Source organism: Aquimarina sp. TRL1 (genome assembly GCF_013365535.1).
Taxonomy (GTDB): Bacteria; Bacteroidota; Bacteroidia; order Flavobacteriales; family Flavobacteriaceae; genus Aquimarina; species Aquimarina hainanensis.
In genome coordinates this window covers 4,111,896-4,130,199 of sequence record NZ_CP053590.1, presented here as the reverse complement: position 1 = coordinate 4,130,199, position 18,304 = coordinate 4,111,896, and the positions used below count along the sequence as shown (strand labels likewise).

The window sequence follows — 18,304 nt, the reverse complement described above, 5'->3', positions numbered from 1 at the left end:
ATGTTTACCCCAGTAGAAATTTCACATGCTCACGTTGTAGATCTTAGGGTAGCGAATGTAAAACAGGAAAAAGAGGAAAAGATGTCAAAAATTACGATTCCCCAAAATACGATAACCTACTTCATATATCCCCTTATATGCGTATTGTGCTGTAATCAGGTTTTTTCTCAGGTGGAAGTTCCTTTGGAAAAAAGAACTGAATTTACACTAAAAGGAGATATGACCTTTGTTTCTAATACAATTCTTGGTAAGGTTTCCAATGATAATGGTTCTGGAGTTTTTAACCCTAATAAAAGTTACAATAACGGAGGATTAAACAATCAATTCCGAATGGGGTTTATAGATATTGATAATGATGCCTCTACTTTTAATTCCAGTAGTGCTGATCTTATTTTAAGTTCTGAATGTGCTAAAATCAAACATGTTGGTTTATACTGGACTGCTGCATACGCTGATAAAAACAGAGAACACGATATTTCTTCTATAAAAATAAAATACCCGGGACATACGGCGTATAGCACGGTCTCCAACGGACAGATCATCTATGATTATTACCAAGATGAAAAATCTATCTTCAAACAGTATTCTTGTTATAAAGATATTACTAAAGAGGTTTTATCCTTACAAAACCCTATTGGGACATATACTGTAGCTAATATTCCTGCTACAACTACCGAAAAAAATAATGACAAGGCTTTAGGAAATGGTCTTGCTGGTGGGTGGACTATGATTGTTATTTATGAAGATAATTCAAAACAAAGAAAGCGTTTCTATATATATGATGGTTTTGTGAATATTGACGCCAAAGCAAAACCTGTTTCTTTTTCTTTTGATAATTTCCAAACAATCCCAAAAGGAGCCGTTAACAGCCGTATAGGTGTGATTTCTTATGAAGGAGACAAAGGAATAAAAGGAGATCGTTTCCAGGTTCTTTCACACGCGACTGGTAAATATAAGAGTTTGGTAGATGGAAGCAATCCTATGAATAACTTCTTTAATGCGAATATTACTGAAAATGGAAAAAATATAAAAAGCAGAGTCCCTGCCAGCGAAAACACTCTGGGATACGATGCTGATATTTTTGATATAAAAAATTCAAAAAACAGTATTATTGGTAATAATCAATCCAAAGCTGGTTTTAGACTTCTTACTGATAATGACGGGTATTCTGTTATGGCTGTTGCATTTAGTATAGAAATCTACGAACCTGCCATCCATATGGTAAAAAGATCTCGACACACTGCCAGTAATGAATTTATTTATCCAACAGATGAGTTATCTCCCAATCAAGAAATTACATATAGTCTAACGATTCATAATGATGGAAATGACAATGCTAAGAATACAATCATTAAAGATATTCTTCCAGAGAATGTTTCTTTTGTAAAAGGATCTCTTACATTACCTTCTAAAAGAATTAAATTTTCCTATAATGATGTTTCCAAAAATCTTACCTTCAGAGTACCTGATAAGATGCTAAAAATGACCAGTGATCCATTTGAGATCACTTATAAAGTAAGATTGAACACGGATTGTAGTAATCTAATTTCTATTGATGATCTGACAGTAACTGATCAACCTGTTATTGCAGAGTTTAATGGCTCTTTAAATGATACGAAACGATATTCTAAAGGATACAACTATATAAATAAGTGTAATCTTCCTGATTATTATCAATTTAATCTAGCTATTGATATTAGAGATCTAAATTGTCCTAACGCTATATCTCTGGCGAATCTGCCTAAGAAAAATATTCAAAAGAATTATGCTGCTATCACCGGTGGCTCCAGCGATCAGTCAAATAACACCTCTGACATCACCGAAAATTCAGGAGATGGTTTGGACGAAAAAGATATTACTAACGATAGTAATACTTCTTCCATTGCATTGAAATCACCTGTAAAATACGCTCAAAACTCTAAAACAATCAATGAACTAATTGATTTAAAAGAGATTTATTTTGATTTTGATAAGTGGGACATTACTGAAAAAGCTGCTACAGAATTAGACAGGATAGTTACCGTAATGACGAAACGATTCCCTGATATGGTTATCAAAATAGAGACTCATTCTGACAGTAGAGGAAACAAAGACTATAATCTTATTCTCTCTCAAAAAAGAGCCGAATCAATCTATAATTATTTGATCAATACGGAAATTTCTAAAGATCGTATTATTTCTTACAGAGGATATGGAGAAAATAAGCCTACCAATAATTGTGGAGACGGACAGCATTGCTCTGAGGAAGAGTATCAAAAAAACAGAAGGTCTGAATTCGTTATCGTAGAAAATATTGATAAAACAAACAAAGGAATATCAGGGAGATAATCTATCAATTTTCCAATCATTACCATCTTTTGAAAACAAAATTCGATCGTGCAATCTATTTGGTCTTCCCTGCCAAAATTCATAAGATACAGGCATAACACAATACCCACCCCAATAAGGTGGCTTAGGTAATTCTTCAACACCATCAAATTGTTTTTCGAATTCCCGCAGCTTTTTCTCCAGGTAGTCACCGGATTTAATCTTATCACTTTGGTCAGATGCCCAGGCTCCTAATTGACTTCCCCTTGGTCTGCTTCTATAGTACGCTGTACTTTTTTCTTCTGTAGTCTTTTGCACAACTCCCTTGATAATTACCTGTCGTTCTAAATTTGGCCAAAAAAAGGATAAACATACCTGATTGTTTTTAGCCATCGCTTTTCCTTTTTCAGAATTGTAATTTGTATAAAAGACAAACCCTTCTTCATCATACTGTTTTAACAAAACAATTCTTGCCTTAGGAAAACCGTCCAGACCAATAGTTGTTATCGTCATAGCATTTGCTTCTTCTACTCCACCTGCCGATTCAACCTCTTTAAACCATTGTTCAAAAAGTAATAATGGAGTGTCTGGAATATCTTTCTCTAAAAGGTATCCTTTTTCATAAGATCGACGATAGTTAGTTAAATCTCTGTTCATATCAGTTACAGCTTACTGTCTTTACATTAATAGTTAACGAATCAAAACTCAAACTCTTTTCCATCTTCAGCCACTTCTACATTTTCAAATATCTCCTTAGCTTCTTCTTTAAAAAGTTCTACTGAATCATATCGAGTAGAGTAATGTCCTAATATTAACGTCCCTATTGACGCTTTTTTTGCAATAGTCGCTGCTTCCTTAGCAGAACTATGCCCGGTTCTCTCACACAGATGCTTATGCTTTTCTAAAAAAGTAGATTCGTGATATAAAGCAGTCACCTGATTGAGTAATGGAACTTTCTTTTCATCATACTTCGTATCACTACAGAACGCATAACTCTTTATAGGAGTCGGATCTGTCGTCAACTCTTCATTAGCTATCACCCTGCCATCATCCATTACAACATCTTTTCCTTTTTTTATGGAATTATAATAGGCTTTATCAATATCGTAATTAAGCACTTTACTCAAAATCAATTTTCGATCTCCCGGTTTTTCTTTAAACAAAAAACCATTACAGTATACCCGATGTTGTAATGGTATTGTAGAAACTTCAATCCGTTCATCTTCCATAATCAATTCCGATTCAAGACTGGATAATTCATGAAAATGCAATGGGTAATCTGTCCATGAATCTGACAGCTTTAATTGCAATGTAATAATCTCTTTTATCCCTTTCGGACCATAAATATGCAGAGGAGCTTCTCTTCCAAGCATTTTGAATGTCGATACAAGACCTACCAATCCATAAAAGTGGTCTCCATGCAAATGAGAAATAAAAACATGTTTAATCCTGGAGAACTTAATTTTCTTTTTACGTAATTCTACCTGAGTTCCTTCGCCACAATCAATAAGAAAGATATGATTTCCTATTTCCAACACCTGAGATGTCGGGTTCGAAAATGTTCTTGGGGTGGCTGAATAACAACCAAGTATTGTCAGTTTCAATGGTTAAGTTCTTATGTATTTATAATTACTCGGTATTATATAGAACTTATTCTTCAAAGGAGGCTAATAAATTCATATATCGTTCTACCGATGTTTTTCTATATCCTGTAACACCTAAAACATTTCCTTCTTCATTCAACACCAACATAACAGGAAATCGCATTCGTTTGTTATATCGCTCTGCCAGTTTAAAATTTTTTTCTTCTTGTTTTTCTGATAATCGATTTTTTTTCTTTTTTGGGAAATCTGCCTTCACCATTATAAAATGTTTATCTGCAAACGTCAAAAAATTTTCATCACTAAGCACACGTCTCTCCAACTTAATACATGGGGGACACCAATCTGATCCCGTAAAGAGAAGAAAGATTTTCTTGTTATTTTCTTTCGCCAGATCTTTTGCTTGTTCTATATCATAATACCATTCTTGAGCTATTGTGGTGGAATAGCCAAAGAAAAGCAAGCTTAAGAGAAATACTATTTTTTTCATAGTAAATAAGACGATAAATACTCAAGAACATTACAAATATTAGAAATCCAAATCTCTTTCTATTTCTTCCATTTCTATCAAATCATGTGCTTCTTGCACTGTAGGAACAACCGTTATCTCTTCAGGAACCTCATTATAAGACACCTTATCTGTAACAATAACAAACGATCGATTAGATGCTCTGTGCTTATTAGAAATTCTTAAAAACTCTGTAATATCAGCCAATGATATTTCATTTATAGAAAATAGGTTAATGATTACATTGTCATTTTTAAAAGAATCATATTTTTTCTCTACTCCCTCTACAAACTCGACTACTTTTAATTTTTCCTGAGTTATTATTGTGGTAGTACCATTTTTATCAAAAATCATACTTTACTGTTTAATCTTAGACGCTAATAGATAAATCACAGCCATTCTCACTGCAACTCCATTCTGTACCTGATCCAATATAATGGCCTGATCCGAATCAGCAACATCAGTCGTGATTTCTACTCCACGATTGATGGGTCCTGGGTGCATTATTACAATCTCTTTATCCAGACTATTCAGGAGTTCTTTTGTTACTCCGAATTGCTGTGTATATTCTCTGGTTGACGGGAAATAACTAATTTCCATTCGTTCATTTTGTACACGTAGCATATTAGCCACATCACACCATTCCAGTGCTTTTCTAAGGTCTGTTTCTACTGTTACCCCTAATTTTTCAATATATTTCGGGATTAATGTCTTAGGACCACATACTTTCACTTCTGCACCTTGAAGTTTTAAAGCAAAAATATTAGAAAGTGCTACTCTCGAGTGCAAAATATCTCCTACAATTACCACTTTTTTACCTCCTACTCCTCCTAATTTCTCCCGAATGGAGTAAGAGTCTAACAATGCTTGTGTAGGATGTTCATGTGCTCCATCTCCTGCATTCACAATACTAGCATTCACATGTTTTGATAAAAATATTCCCGCCCCAGGATTTGGATGTCTCATGACCACCATATCCACTTTCATTGATAAAATATTATTAACGGTATCAATTAAGGTTTCTCCTTTTTTTACAGAAGAAGAAGCTGCGGAAAAATTAATCACATCTGCCGATAATCTCTTTTCTGCTAATTCAAAAGATAATCTGGTTCTTGTACTATTCTCAAAAAATAAATTTGCAATAGTTATATCTCGTAGTGAGGGAACTTTTTTAATAGGACGATTTATAACTTCCTTGAAATGATCTGCTGTTTTGAAGATCAGTTCTATATCTTCCTTAGTTATGTATTTTATTCCCAGTAAGTGATCTACACTTAATTCACTCATTTTCTTTTATTGTTTTCGACAATAAATGATATTATTCATTCATTATCACTTATAAAAATAACCTTTTTCTTTCTTTAATTCAACAATAACTTTCTATTAACAAAGAAGCTATCATTTATTCATTAACCAGATAAACGGCATCTTCTTCTTTATCTTCTCCCCAAAAAACCTTTACTTTTTCCTGGTTAATGGCATCGACTTGTCTACCTCTATAATTAGGTTGTATTGGTAAATGTCGGCTAAATCTCCTGTCAATAAGTGTCAGTAGTTCTATCTCTTCTGGTCTCCCAAAAGACTGTATTGCTGTTAATGCAGCTCGTATACTACGACCTGTGTACAATACATCATCTATAAACACTACCTGTTTTCCTTCTACTACAAAACTTATATCTGTTTTATTTGCTTCCAGCGGTTTTTCTCCTCTTCTAAAATCATCGCGATAAAAGGTAATATCCAGGTACCCTAATTTCACATCAGGTACCTTGTACTCTTCTTTTAGAATATTTTTAATCCTATTGGCCAGAAAAGATCCTCTAGGCTGAATTCCTATTAAAACAGTATTTGAGAAGTTCGTATGGTTTTCGATTAATTGACAAGCCAATCGATGTAGAATGATGTCTACCTCTTTTGCACTAAGTAGTAGTTTTTGACTCATAATCTCCAAATAGATATTTGGTATACAAAAGTAAGGAAAATTTAGGATTAAACGACCCTGAGAAGTTGTTTTAGTCTCATATATTTCCTAGTTAACTGATTATAAAATCATTCAATAAAAAAAGGTCACTCTTACGAGTGACCTTTTGGTATCTATAAAGAAAACTAAGATTAGTTTCCTCCTTTTTCCATTTTTGCTTTAAGATCTGCTAACGCATCGATATCTCCAAGTGTAGTCTTCTCAGAAGCACTACTTGCTGCTTTCTTCGCTGCTTGTTTAACGATCTTCGCTTCTTCTGCCTTAAATAAAGCTGTGTGAGATGCTACCACTCTCTTGAATTCTTTGCTGAATTCAATGATTTGGAATTCTGCTTCTTCACCTTTAACAAGTTTGCTTCCATCTTCTTTTTCTAAGTGACGAGAAGGCACAAAAGCAACGATGTTATCGTTAAAGTCAATTGTAGCTCCTTTATCAACGATGTCTGCAATCTTAGCAGTATGCTTAGTTCCTACAGCAAATTCCGCTTCGTACTGATCCCATGGGTTATCCTCTACTTGCTTATGCCCAAGGCTCAACTTACGTCCTTCAACATCTAACTCAAGAACAACAACCTCTAACTTATCTCCAACATTCGTGAAGTCTGATGGGTGCTTGATTTTCTTAGTCCAAGAAAGATCAGAGATATAGATTAATCCGTCAATTCCTTCTTCTAATTCTACAAATACTCCAAAGTTAGTAAAGTTACGAACCACTCCTGTATGCTTAGATCCCACAGGATACTTAGCAGTAATATCAGTCCATGGATCTGGAGTTAACTGCTTAATTCCAAGAGACATTTTTCTTTCGTCTCTATCTAATGTAAGTACTACAGCTTCTACTTCATCTCCTACTTTTACAAAGTCCTGAGCTGAACGCAGGTGTGTAGACCAAGACATTTCTGATACGTGGATCAATCCTTCTACTCCTTCTTCTACTTCGATAAATGCACCGTAATCTGCGATTACTACTACTTTACCTTTTACTTTATTTCCGATAGTAAGATCTTTATCTAACGCTTCCCATGGGTGCGCTTTCAATTGCTTAAGACCTAACTGAATACGTGTCTTAGCCTCATCAAAGTCTAAGATTACTACGTTTAATTTCTGATCTAATTCAACGATCTCATTAGGGTGATTAATTCTTGACCAAGAAAGATCTGTGATATGAATAAGTCCATCAACTCCTCCAAGATCAACAAATACACCGTAAGAAGTTACGTTTTTCACAACTCCTTCTAATACCTGACCTTTTTCTAATTGACCGATAATTTCTTTCTTTTGCTCTTCGATATCCGCTTCGATCAATGCTTTATGAGATACAACTACGTTTTTAAATTCGTGGTTGATTTTCACAACTTTGAATTCCATAGTTTTTCCTACATATGCATCATAATCACGGATAGGCTTTACATCAATCTGAGAACCTGGTAAGAATGCTTCGATTCCGAATACATCAACGATCATTCCTCCTTTTGTTCTACACTTCACAAAACCATTAACGATTTCACCTGTATCATGTGCATTATTTACTCGTTCCCAAGCCTTAATTACACGTGCTTTACGGTGAGATAATATCAACTGACCTGTAGCGTCTTCACGTACATCAATTAATACTTCTACTTTATCCCCAACTTTAAGATCAGGGTTGTAACGGAATTCGTTTAGTGAAATTACTCCTTCACTTTTTGCATTAATATCAATAATAGCATCACGATCTGTAATGTTGATTACAGTTCCTTCTACTACTTCATCATTTAATGTATCAACGAAGTTCTCTGCTACTAATTTCTCAAACTCTTCAAGCTCAGCAGTATCTACTACATCGATTCCTTCTTTGTAGTTATGCCAATCAAATTCTTTTAAAAATTGCTCTGGGTTTGATTCTTTTAGAGATACTACAGGTGCATCAGCATTCTGTGCATCTACATTTTTTGTTTCTTCAGACATTGAAGATTAAATTTGTATTCTGTACATACCTGAGAATTAACACGGAAGCTATACAGAAGCGTTATTAAAATAAATTAGTACCTTTTTAGAATTCTCTTAACCGCCTAAAAGGAGTGCAAAAGTACAATATAATTTATTACAAAGCAAAAGATTAGCTACGAACCCATCAACTCGATCTAGTATTTTACAATTTCAAATTCACTTCGCCTGTTTACCTGATGCTCTTCTTCTGAGCAATCTCCTCCACAATCAATTAATGGTTGTGATTCTCCCATTCCTAAAAACTTCATTCTTCTGGCATTGACATATCCCTCTAATGCCAAATAGTTTCTGGTAGATTCTGCTCTTTTTTCTGATAACACCTGATTATAGGAATCACTTCCTCTATTATCTGTATGAGAAATAATTTTGATGTATACACTTTTGTACTTATCTAGTTTTTTTGCAAAATCATCCAGTACTTTTTTAGAATCTTGTCTGATATTCCACTTGTTATAATCAAAATATATAGGCGGTAAGTCGAAATACAATTTCCCGTTTCGTTCTACAACCGGAGGTCCTGTCTTATCTTTTAATAACTTCTCTCTGATATCCCCTCCTTTTGGAGCTGTTTTTTTAGGAGGGATCTCTTTTTTAGGAATTGACATAGCAATCTCCTCCTCTTTTTTCTTTGGTTCCTTTCTTATTTTATCCAGATAGATCACATATATCTCTTCATTTTTTTCTTTTATAGAAAATGTTTTTTGTCTAGGTTCATACCCTTCTGAAGAAGCAGACAAATCGTATTTCCCCGGAAGGATTTTTCTAAAAAAAGTAGCGACTGAATCCAATTGATTTTCATAGATCTTATTTCCCCGGTCATCTTCTAATTTTACATCAGCATTTGGGATATATTCTTCTGTAGCAAAATCCCTTACTTCGAACTGAGCAATATACTCCCTGAGAAAAATTTCTCCTGTTTGAACAAACTCATATATATCATCTCCTGTCTTTTTTCTATTAGAAGCAAAAAAACCTTCAGTTTCATTGTAATAAGTAATTGAAAAATCATCATAACTCGAATTCAATGGAGCTCCCAGATTCACAGGCTGCACAAATCCATCTTTTTTCTTTTCACAAACAAAAATATCCAGCATTCCTAATCCCAAATGTCCATCAGAAGAAAAGAATAGATTCCCTTTACGATCGATAAAAGGAAACTGATCCCTATGGGCTGTATTTATTTTTGATCCTAAATTAATCGGAGGACCATAATCTCCACCTGGGTTAATCTCTACATAGTAAATATCAAACCCTCCAAACCCTCCGGGCATATTAGATGAAAAATACAACCGATTCTCCTCCTGATTCAATGCCGGGTGCTCTATAGAATAACTTACATCATTAAACAACAACTTTTTAGGAGCACTCCATTCTCCATCTTCCTGAAGTTCTGCTTTATATAAATGAACCGCATTATTATTAAGACTGTCGAATTTTTTCTTTCCTTTTTCAGAATTGCTTTTAGAAAAATACAGTGTTTTCATATCCCTGGAGAACGTAAAATTACCTTCGTGTAATTTAGTATTAATCACATCTGATATCCCCACTGCTTCTTCTATTGGCTGTTTGTTTTCATCCAGTTTAATCTTATAAATATCCAAAAAGGACCGGTGTGTCCACAAAAATTTTCGATCTCCGATGTTACTTGGTTTTCTGTCCGAAGTAAAGTAAATTAAGCTATCTATCTTCACTGCTCCAAACTCAGAAGCATCTGAATTAAATGTCACAGGTTCTACTGTATAATCATCTTCTTTCAATTTGAAATTCTCAATTATTTCTATCGCATCATTCTTATTAAACTTTTCTTCCTTATTCTTCTTATACAATGTCAAAAAAGTTACTGCTTTTTCATATTTCCCCATCGCTGATAATACCTGATACATCATAAAATTATACTTGTTGTCATAATTTTTATCTGCATTATAAAACCGCCCTGTGACAAGATTTTTCAGATAACGATATGCTTTTTTGAACTGAAATATATTATAGTATGAGGTCGAAATATTTCCTAACACCTCTTTGGAATAACCTTCTTTATTTAATTCTTCTTCATACTGAATTGCAGCATTGATAAAATCTCCTTTTTCAAAAAAGCGATCCGCTCTTGTTTTCTTTTGCGAAAAAGAAAAACCGGAAATCAATAATAATAGTATGAGTATTTTTTTGCTTTTCATCTGTTTGTTTTTTTGTTTAAGAGAATCAGATGGTATGACATGATTATCTCTTTTATATGTGATAAAACCTTTAATCATGTTTTTATTTTTTGATTTAGAAAAACCTTGGTGACGTATATTTATTACTAAAATTAAGAAGGTCAAAATTATACAATAAGATGATCTCGTGACTCCCATTATTATAACCACTTAAATCACTTGTACTAAAATCGTATGAATATCCTACTTTAAGACTTTCCGTCAAGTTAAACCCTGCAAGGGCAATAAACGAATCATTATACCGGTATGAGATTCCTAATTCTAATTTGTTATATAGTAACGAATTTGCAGACACATCAAATGTCATAGGGGAATCCAATACTTGTTTTATCACTACAGATGGCTTTAAACGAACATCACTAGACACATCAAATACATATCCTCCTACTGCATAGATATGTGCTTTGGACTTGGACACACTTATATCTCCTACGCTAACATTATTAGGTAATAAATTAGGGGAAGAAATTCCTGCATAAAAATTGGAATCAAATACAAATAATCCAGCTCCAATCGTTAATTCTAATTCTCCTTGATTTCCTGAAAATGCAGGATCAGAAATCACATCAGACCTGGATGGATCTATCTTAAAGCTATTAATTCCTGCTTTTAACCCATAAGATAACTTTACAGTTTCGGATAATTGAGTTATATACGCAAAATCAGCATTAAAGAAATTATTATTAATCCGTATAGCATCTCCTACTCTATCATTTACATAATTAATACTTATTTCTATTTTTGAAGTTAATGGTATATGACCAAAAACATTTGCTGTTTGAGGAGATCCTTCTATTCCTGTCCATTGTTTTCTATACAATAGTCCGGTAGATATCAGACCAGCCTGATTTGTTACATATGCCGGGTTCACTGTGCTCATGTTATACATATACTGAGAATACTGTGGCTCTTGCTGTCCATGTATCACCATCGTATATGCCACCGCTATAAAAAAGATTACTATTTTATACTTCATCATATTATCGGCTTAAATAAAAGCTTCCTTGAATTGGAAAATTATTTTCAAAATTGGGAGTAAAAATGTAGAAATAGGTTCCAGAAGGCAGATCATCTCCTAATCGCAAAGAGATATTACTTTCTCCTCTGAATTCTTCTGTATCTGCATTTCCTTCATATACCATAGAACCGTATCTGTTGAATATTTTCAGATCAAAATCAGGAAATGCTTCCGGAATATTATAAACATCTTCAATGACCAGATCAAAAGTGTCATTGATTACATCATTGTTAGGTGAGACCCCGTCTTGAAAATCCAGTGTACACAACTCTCCCTGAGCGGAGCGCTCTCCAATATTAAGAATATTAATTCTTACTTCTACGCGTTCTGATTCGCAGTTATTAGCATCGACATTTGCGATATAAAATACCTGTTCGTCCAACAAAATTGGATTGGTAATAATTGGAATCGTCCCTTCTAAGGTTTCATACCAATTATAATTCAATACATCAACAACTATATCTTCTAACCTGGCAGCGTCTAGTATACAAAACTCTTGGTCTCCTACCTGAGGTTCCGGTAAATCTACTATCTGAATAGCAACATTCAATGACGACTCTTCACATGGAGCTGTATTACTAATAATATATCTAAAATTATAAATCCCATTGGTCAGGGTTTCAAACTCAACCACTCCTTCTGAATTCAATGCTCCCGTATCATCAGTATCCTCAAAAGTTCCAGTTCTCACTGTATTTCGATCCAATAAGGAAAACAGATTAACTCTTCCATCTATTTTACAAAATGTTTCTGCCCGATCATTTCCTATGTTTTCTGGCTCTATAATAATAACATCGACAAAGGAAGCATCACTATCCAAACACCCTGCATTTCCAGGAACTTCATATCTGAATCTTCCTGCCCCCAGAATTGGCAATGTATCATCATTCTGATCAAATCTTCCCAAATGATCTGTAGAGGTATACCCATTTGGTCCTGTCCATATCCCTGTAGTATCTGGATTTCCTTCCAAATGATCAAACAAAGTCACTGTGAGGTTATCAGAGCACACCGAAGCTGTACCATCTTCTCCTGCTACAGGCAATGGATGTATAGTAAACTCCAGTGTAGCTGCATCTATACACCCCATATCACTTGTTGCTGTATAGGTAAACCTAAATGCTTCTGGAGAACTTATCTCAGGAAAGACAAAAGTATTATCAATTTCTTCTCCTGCTTCATTAGTCCACACTCCTGTATCAACAATGGTGTTTCCTCCTTCTATTTTTAGTAAACTTCTTAAATCTATTTGATTTTCTGAAATACATATATTTATTCCGTCAGTGTCTTCTCCTGCGTAGTCAAATTCTAAAACTCTTATGGTTACCTGAGTTGTCAATACACCACAAGGGAATTCGCAATGTCCTTCTTCTCCTTCTGCGGCAAAAGGATCACAAAAAGCTTCTCCTCCCGGGCAATTTATTTTCGGACTTACTCCAAATTCGAATACATACGTTCCGGATGCTGCTCCCAATGTTTGAACAGTACCTTTATGATCCTCAGATAATGGCAAATCAGAAGGACCTGAAACCATTCGCCATTTTACATACGCATCATCATTATATATAAAGTCAATACCATTTTCATTGGTAAACTCCAATAAATCAAATAAATCTATGCTTCCAGGTTCTTCATTAGCACAAACTTCCGGAATCTCTCCTGCCTGATTAAAAGGTCTTAATTGTTCAAAAAAAGTAAAAAACACAGTCTCATCATCATCTTCGCACACTGCTGAGCGTTTTTTGACACTATATGTAAACCCAAAGTCAACACATCCAAATCTAAGATTGTTTCCTCCATTAATCACATTATCATATATCTCTCTGAGGTTTATAACCGAATCTTGTTCATCTGATATTTGGTTGGTCGGATCAGCTCCCTGTGAAGACCATGTTCCTCCTACATCTTCATCTCTCAGAAACTGATCATCTCTAAGATCGATATCTGCATCATGAAGTCCTGCCAGAATATCACCTTCACAGATTAATCCTGCTTCCATAATTCCAGCACTTACTTGTCGTACTACTGAAACCCGTACCCTTGTTTCTTCACTAGTTGCACACGGAGTCATTCCGGGGACCACATATCGCAATTCAAAGATTTCCCGATTGATTGGTGGTATTGTAATTTCATATGGGATATCCGCAGAGAAAGAATGATCGTTTAATGTAAATGTACCTGTAAAAGCTGCTCCTGAGCTATTACTGATAAACTCCCATGTTCCATTGAGATGTGGTGCAGGAATTGATTCATTAGATGTTAATGCTTCGAATAAGTTTAAAGTATCTGTATCACATATTTCAATGTTTGCATTATTCGCCCCTAATGGTAATGCCACCCCTGAAAAAGGTCCCAGAATCATTGTAAAAATCACAGCAGGAGTATCCCCACAGGCAGGCGTATTAAACTCAAAAACATATTCTTCTAATGTATCCGTCACCGTAGAGTTAGGAAATGCCCATACATTTACCTCTCCGGTTACGGGGTTCAAATTACTGGCATATTTAGGAACAATGGACCAGGTTCCTCCGGTAAGGGATTGCCCTGTTACATTTTGAAATTCATCAAACAGATTAATAATTCCATCGGGAGTGCCGTTAGTATCGTGGTCTACAGTTTCCATATCGCAAACGGAAAAAGTCTCTTCCACCTCGCATTGAGCAGACACAAATTTGGGGTATAGCAACCCCAAAAAAACAATAAGTAGGTAAGTAGTTTTTTTCAAAATCAGTTATTTAGCTTAGTTTGGGAGTCCTACAAAAATATCTTTTTTTTGCAAAAAACTACTTTCTTTTCCTATTTTATTCAAAATAATTTAACTCCTTGATTTTAAAACACCTACAACATCATCTATCGTATACCCCTTTGCCTGCAACAAAATCAAATAATGAAATAACAGATCTGCTCCTTCACTTAAAAATAATTCATCATTATTATCTTTTGCTTCAATAACCACCTCTACAGCTTCTTCTCCTACTTTTTGTGCTATTTTATTCATTCCTTTATGAAACAATGATGCAACATAGGATCCTTCCGGGTTTTCACTATTCTTTCGATGCTTAATAACCTCTTCTAATTCTGAGATAAAACCATATGTCATAGTATTAGTTTCTCCCCAACAGCTGTCTGTTCCTTTATGACAGGTCGGACCAGCTGGTAATACTTTTACTAATAATGTATCCCGATCACAATCAACCAGAATATCGACCAGATTCAAAAAATTACCACTCTCTTCTCCTTTGGTCCATAGCCGCTGCTTGCTTCTGCTATAAAAAGTCACTTTTTTAGTTTTTAGGGTTTTTTGATACGCTTCTTCATTCATATACCCCAACATCAATACATTTTTAGTTGTTGCATCCTGAATGATAGCTGGCACTAAACCATCTTTATTTTTTGTGAATTCTACATCCATTTCGTTTATATCTTTTTTATATCCGTACAGGGATATCATTTTTTTTCAATGTTTCTTTTAGTGTTTTAATTGTTATTTCTTTGAAATGAAATACACTAGCTGCTAGTGCGGCATCTGCTTTGCCATAACGAAAACAATCTGTAAAGTGAGGAATTGCCCCTGCTCCTCCTGAGGCAATAAGTGGAATATTCACCGTAGTAGATAATTGCGCTAAGACTTCATTAGCAAATCCATTTTTTGTCCCATCATGATCCATAGAAGTAAACAGAATCTCACCTGCTCCTCTTTTTTCTACTTCTACAGCCCAGTCTAACAATTTCAGATCTGTTGGAACCTTTCCTCCTACTAAATGTACACACCACTGATTATGTATCTTTTTTGCATCAATTGCCACTGTAATACACTGACTTCCGAATTTATCAGATAATTCATTGATCAAATCCGGACGCTTGACTGCCGAGGAATTTATCGAGACTTTATCCGCTCCATTTTTTAGCAGGATTTCTACATCAGACACACTTGATATTCCTCCTCCTACTGTAAAGGGAATATTAATTCTTTCTGCTATTTTTAATACTAAATCTGCAAGTGTTCTCCTTCTTTCTTCTGTTGCTGATATATCCAAAAACACCAGCTCGTCTGCTCCAGATTCTGCGTACAAAGCTGCCAACGCTACCGGATCTCCCGCATCTATTAAATTTTTGAAATTTACTCCTTTTACTGTTCGTCCATTTTTAATATCCAAACAGGGTATAATACGTTTTGTAAGCATCTTTTTTATACATTAGAAATAATAAAGTCTTCCACTTCTTTCAGGGTTATTTTATTTTCATAAATAGCTTTCCCTACAATTGCTCCTTCGCATCCGATTGCTGACAATTCTCGCAAATCCTGAATTGTTGTTACCCCTCCCGATGCAATTAATTTTACTCCTTCGATTTGATTGATTATTTTTTTATACAGATCTACAGAAGGTCCTTCCAACATTCCATCTTTACTGATATCAGTACATATTACATATGTTATTTTCTTGGCTACATAAGCTCCAATAAAAGGCAATAAGGCCTCAGAACTTTCTTCCTGCCACCCATTAATCGCAACTTTTTCCTTTATAGCATCTGCTCCTAGAATGATTTTTTCTGCTCCAAAACGCTTAATCCACGAGCTGAATAACTCTTTATTTGTAACTGCAATACTTCCACCTGTTATCTGCTCGGCTCCACTCTCAAAAGCAATTCGTATATCTTCATCGCTCTTTATCCCTCCTCCAAAATCAACTTTTAATCTTGTTCTGGTCGCTATAGTTTCCAGGATTTTATAATTCACAATATGTTTTGATTTTGCCCCATCCAAATCCACTAAATGCAGGTATGTCACTCCACTATCTTCAAAAGACTTTGCTACTTCTAAAGGGTCTTCATTATATATTTTCTTGGTTGTATAATCGCCTTTGGATAATCGGACGCATTTTCCATCTATGATGTCAATTGCCGGTATTATTCTCATGATTTCTTTTTTTATAGTTTTAAAAAATTATCTAGTATTAGTGCTCCTGTATCACTACTTTTTTCCGGATGAAATTGAGTTCCGAAAAAGTTATTATACTGTAGCGCTGTTGTATACTCTTGTCCATACACAGTTTTAGCTATTGTCTCCTCTGTTAAAGAAGCATAATACCCATGTACCAAATAAACATAAGCCCGTTCATCAACCCCAGCAAATAAAGGGGATTGCAAATCATAAATCTGATTCCAGCCTATCTGAGGAACTTTTACCGTATTTTGAAACTTCTTTACTTCCGTATTAAAAATCCCTAAACCTTCTGTATTTCCCTCTTCTGTCTTATTACACATCAATTGCATCCCCAGACAAATTCCTAAAACTGGTTGTTCTAGTCCTGGAATTATCTGATCCAGTTCTGTTTCTCTTAATTTCTTCATAGCGGTTCCTGCTTCTCCAACTCCCGGAAAAATAACCTTATCCGCGTTGATTATCTTTTTTTTATCATTGGTTAGTTCTGCTGTATACCCCAGTCTTTGTATTGCAAACATCACTGATTGTATGTTTCCTGCCCCGTAATCTATAATTGTAATTTTCATATAATAATTTCATTAAACAGCAAGCTATAAAACGCCTTTAGTACTCGGTAGGATCATTTTTTCTACATCTCTTTTTACTGCCATTTTTATTGCTTTTGCAAAGGCTTTGAAAATGGCTTCAATCTTATGGTGCTCATTTATTCCTTCTGCTTTGATATTAAGATTAGCCTTAGCACCATCGGTAAAGGATTTAAAGAAATGAAAGAACATTTCAGTAGGCATCTCTCCTATCTTTTCTCTCTTAAATTCCGCTTCCCATACAATCCAGTTTCTCCCTCCAAAATCAATTGCTACTTGCGCTAAACAATCATCCATAGGAAGGCAAAACCCGTAGCGTTCCACTCCTAATTTATTTCCCAAAGCTTCCGAAAAAGCAGTTCCCAAAGCAATTGCTGTATCTTCTATTGTATGATGCTCATCTACTTCCAAATCTCCCTTAACATCAATTACTAAATCCATCTGCCCGTGTCTGGCTAATTGATCGAGCATATGATCAAAAAACGCCAAGCCTGTATTAATACTACTAACTCCTGTACCATCCAGATTGATATCAATTGCAATAGCTGTCTCATGAGTTTTTCTGGTGATAGTCGCTGTCCGGTTTTTAAGCTTTAGGAATTCATATATTTTTTGCCAATCATTACTTTCTAAGGCGATAACAGCATTTAATTCCTCTTTTTTTACGGTTATTTCACCTGTTCCTAAGTGAGTATCATCATTAATAAAGATTCCTTTGGCTCCTAAGTTCTTTGCCAATTCCACATCTGTTAAGCGATCTCCTATCACAAAAGAATTCTCCAGATCATATTCTTCTGAAAAATAAGACGTGAGCAATCCAGTTCCAGGTTTCCTTGTATTGGCATTTTCATGAGGAAATGTTCTATCCAGGAACACCTTATCAAAATATACTCCTTCATTTTCGAAAGAGGTAATGATGAAATTATGTACAGGCCAAAAGGTCTCTTCGGGAAATGCTTCAGTACCCAATCCGTCTTGATTGGTTATCATGACTAATTCATAATCAAGTTCTTTAGCTATTTTTCCTAAGTATGTAAACGCTTTTGGATAAAAAATCATTTTTTCAAATGCATCTATTTGCTCGTCTGCTGTTTCTTTAATAATGGTACCATCTCTATCAATAAACAGTACTTTCTTTTTTAATATATCAGCCATCGTT

At 34.8% G+C, this 18,304-nt stretch carries 16 protein-coding genes; 1 reads left to right on the top strand and 15 read right to left on the bottom strand.

Annotated features, from left to right (window positions below; all coding sequences use genetic code 11):
- Window positions 1-81 precede the first annotated feature (81 nt).
- Window positions 82-2,328, top strand: coding sequence for an OmpA family protein (locus HN014_RS16940; protein WP_176030036.1), 2,247 nt, complete (start codon window positions 82-84; stop codon window positions 2,326-2,328).
- On the opposite strand, the gene pdxH is transcribed toward HN014_RS16940, so the two are convergent.
- From pdxH to hisB, 15 genes are all read right to left on the bottom strand, one after another.
- Entirely contained in the window at window positions 2,317-2,964 is a 648-nt protein-coding gene (gene pdxH / locus HN014_RS16935; RefSeq protein ID WP_176030035.1) for a pyridoxamine 5'-phosphate oxidase, read from the bottom strand. The two genes, HN014_RS16940 and pdxH, sit on opposite strands and share 12 nt — an antisense overlap.
- 41 nt (window positions 2,965-3,005) lie before the next feature.
- Window positions 3,006-3,911, bottom strand: coding sequence for a ribonuclease Z (locus tag HN014_RS16930; RefSeq protein ID WP_176030034.1), 906 nt, complete (start codon window positions 3,909-3,911; stop codon window positions 3,006-3,008).
- A gap of 46 nt (window positions 3,912-3,957) precedes the next feature.
- The gene (locus tag HN014_RS16925; RefSeq protein WP_176030033.1) at window positions 3,958-4,398 is read right to left on the bottom strand and encodes a thioredoxin family protein; all 441 of its coding nucleotides are present in this window, start codon (window positions 4,396-4,398) and stop codon (window positions 3,958-3,960) included.
- 39 nt (window positions 4,399-4,437) lie between these two features.
- Window positions 4,438-4,770, bottom strand: a complete 333-nt coding sequence (locus tag HN014_RS16920; RefSeq protein ID WP_176030032.1) for a ribonuclease Z — start codon at window positions 4,768-4,770, stop codon at window positions 4,438-4,440.
- Window positions 4,771-4,773: 3 nt separating this feature from the next.
- Window positions 4,774-5,703, bottom strand: coding sequence for an aspartate carbamoyltransferase catalytic subunit (locus HN014_RS16915; RefSeq protein ID WP_176030031.1), 930 nt, complete (start codon window positions 5,701-5,703; stop codon window positions 4,774-4,776).
- 115 nt (window positions 5,704-5,818) lie between these two features.
- Window positions 5,819-6,358: a bifunctional pyr operon transcriptional regulator/uracil phosphoribosyltransferase PyrR gene (gene pyrR, locus HN014_RS16910; RefSeq protein WP_176030030.1), complete on the bottom strand. Its 540-nt coding sequence runs from the start codon at window positions 6,356-6,358 to the stop codon at window positions 5,819-5,821.
- Window positions 6,359-6,528: 170 nt separating this feature from the next.
- On the bottom strand, window positions 6,529-8,343 hold the full coding sequence (rpsA, locus tag HN014_RS16905; RefSeq protein ID WP_176030029.1) for a 30S ribosomal protein S1: 1,815 nt from the start codon (window positions 8,341-8,343) through the stop codon (window positions 6,529-6,531).
- A gap of 176 nt (window positions 8,344-8,519) precedes the next feature.
- Complete coding sequence (locus HN014_RS16900) at window positions 8,520-10,559, bottom strand: OmpA family protein (protein ID WP_176030028.1); 2,040 nt, start codon at window positions 10,557-10,559, stop codon at window positions 8,520-8,522.
- A gap of 94 nt (window positions 10,560-10,653) precedes the next feature.
- On the bottom strand, window positions 10,654-11,577 hold the full coding sequence (locus HN014_RS16895) for a type IX secretion system membrane protein PorP/SprF (RefSeq protein ID WP_254884028.1): 924 nt from the start codon (window positions 11,575-11,577) through the stop codon (window positions 10,654-10,656).
- Window position 11,578: 1 nt separating this feature from the next.
- Entirely contained in the window at window positions 11,579-14,341 is a 2,763-nt protein-coding gene (locus HN014_RS16890; RefSeq protein WP_176030027.1) for a gliding motility-associated C-terminal domain-containing protein, read from the bottom strand.
- A 90-nt stretch (window positions 14,342-14,431) separates the two neighbouring features.
- Window positions 14,432-15,028: a bifunctional phosphoribosyl-AMP cyclohydrolase/phosphoribosyl-ATP diphosphatase HisIE gene (hisIE, locus tag HN014_RS16885; protein WP_176031145.1), complete on the bottom strand. Its 597-nt coding sequence runs from the start codon at window positions 15,026-15,028 to the stop codon at window positions 14,432-14,434.
- A gap of 16 nt (window positions 15,029-15,044) precedes the next feature.
- Window positions 15,045-15,800, bottom strand: coding sequence for an imidazole glycerol phosphate synthase subunit HisF (gene hisF, locus HN014_RS16880; protein WP_176030026.1), 756 nt, complete (start codon window positions 15,798-15,800; stop codon window positions 15,045-15,047).
- A 5-nt stretch (window positions 15,801-15,805) separates the two neighbouring features.
- Entirely contained in the window at window positions 15,806-16,534 is a 729-nt protein-coding gene (hisA, locus tag HN014_RS16875) for a 1-(5-phosphoribosyl)-5-[(5-phosphoribosylamino)methylideneamino]imidazole-4-carboxamide isomerase (RefSeq protein WP_176030025.1), read from the bottom strand.
- Window positions 16,535-16,545: 11 nt separating this feature from the next.
- The gene (hisH, locus tag HN014_RS16870) at window positions 16,546-17,127 is read right to left on the bottom strand and encodes an imidazole glycerol phosphate synthase subunit HisH (RefSeq protein WP_176030024.1); all 582 of its coding nucleotides are present in this window, start codon (window positions 17,125-17,127) and stop codon (window positions 16,546-16,548) included.
- A 24-nt stretch (window positions 17,128-17,151) separates the two neighbouring features.
- Entirely contained in the window at window positions 17,152-18,300 is a 1,149-nt protein-coding gene (hisB, locus tag HN014_RS16865) for a bifunctional histidinol-phosphatase/imidazoleglycerol-phosphate dehydratase HisB (protein WP_176030023.1), read from the bottom strand.
- Window positions 18,301-18,304 lie beyond the last annotated feature (4 nt).

Coding starts and splice junctions, on each gene's coding strand:
- hisA (WP_176030025.1), bottom strand. CDS start 16,534: ATGAGAATAATACCGGCAATTGACATCATAGATGGAAAATGCGTCCGA.
- HN014_RS16895 (WP_254884028.1), bottom strand. CDS start 11,577: ATGATGAAGTATAAAATAGTAATCTTTTTTATAGCGGTGGCATATACG.
- hisF (WP_176030026.1), bottom strand. CDS start 15,800: ATGCTTACAAAACGTATTATACCCTGTTTGGATATTAAAAATGGACGA.
- hisB (WP_176030023.1), bottom strand. CDS start 18,300: ATGGCTGATATATTAAAAAAGAAAGTACTGTTTATTGATAGAGATGGT.
- HN014_RS16900 (WP_176030028.1), bottom strand. CDS start 10,559: ATGAAAAGCAAAAAAATACTCATACTATTATTATTGATTTCCGGTTTT.
- pdxH (WP_176030035.1), bottom strand. CDS start 2,964: ATGAACAGAGATTTAACTAACTATCGTCGATCTTATGAAAAAGGATAC.
- HN014_RS16925 (WP_176030033.1), bottom strand. CDS start 4,398: ATGAAAAAAATAGTATTTCTCTTAAGCTTGCTTTTCTTTGGCTATTCC.
- HN014_RS16940 (WP_176030036.1), top strand. CDS start 82: ATGTCAAAAATTACGATTCCCCAAAATACGATAACCTACTTCATATAT.
- pyrR (WP_176030030.1), bottom strand. CDS start 6,358: ATGAGTCAAAAACTACTACTTAGTGCAAAAGAGGTAGACATCATTCTA.
- hisH (WP_176030024.1), bottom strand. CDS start 17,127: ATGAAAATTACAATTATAGATTACGGGGCAGGAAACATACAATCAGTG.
- hisIE (WP_176031145.1), bottom strand. CDS start 15,028: ATGGATGTAGAATTCACAAAAAATAAAGATGGTTTAGTGCCAGCTATC.
- HN014_RS16915 (WP_176030031.1), bottom strand. CDS start 5,703: ATGAGTGAATTAAGTGTAGATCACTTACTGGGAATAAAATACATAACT.
- rpsA (WP_176030029.1), bottom strand. CDS start 8,343: ATGTCTGAAGAAACAAAAAATGTAGATGCACAGAATGCTGATGCACCT.
- HN014_RS16920 (WP_176030032.1), bottom strand. CDS start 4,770: ATGATTTTTGATAAAAATGGTACTACCACAATAATAACTCAGGAAAAA.